The following is a 463-nucleotide window of genomic DNA, read 5'->3' as shown; positions in this document are numbered from 1 at the left end:
GGTCGAACATAAATGCGATCGGTGGAAATTGATTTCTTACGAGCATCTTTTGTACGCTCAGGAAACCCTCATCCAAGACATCAGAGTGCCAAGAGCGGAAAGGCTCAACTCTATCGATTGTAATTTCGTTCCCGTACACCGTCTCGTAAACGGTGTTGACACGGCATGCGATCCCCTTGATCGAGGGAAACATCGAGGCTTTCTGGGTTATGGCAGCAACCATGGAGGACATGAATTCCGGAGACCAGCTGTCGTCGTCATCGTGGATGACAGCATATTGCGTGCCGAGCTTCGCGATACCTGCATTGGAGGCAGCCTCCATCCCCAGAGAGTTGGGATGATGGATAATCTGAACTCTGGCATCCCCCTCAAAAATTTCACTTACCAGCCAGTCAACGTCCTCTGTGCCGCCGCCGTCGTTTACTACAATCAACTGCCAGTTTTCATGTGTCTGATGCTGCAC

At 50.8% G+C, this 463-nt stretch carries 1 protein-coding gene; it reads right to left on the bottom strand.

Annotation, left to right across the window (positions count from 1 at the left end; translation table 11 throughout):
* The coding region (locus AB4Z23_RS28470) for a glycosyltransferase family 2 protein (RefSeq protein WP_441361306.1) at positions 1-463 on the bottom strand (463 nt) is incomplete at both ends.

It is taken from the genome of Agrobacterium sp. MCAB5, from assembly GCF_052114365.1.
Lineage (GTDB): Bacteria > Pseudomonadota > Alphaproteobacteria > Rhizobiales > Rhizobiaceae > Agrobacterium > Agrobacterium tumefaciens.
The sequence above is the reverse complement of the archived record's forward strand: the minus strand, read 5'-3'. Positions and strand labels throughout refer to the sequence as shown.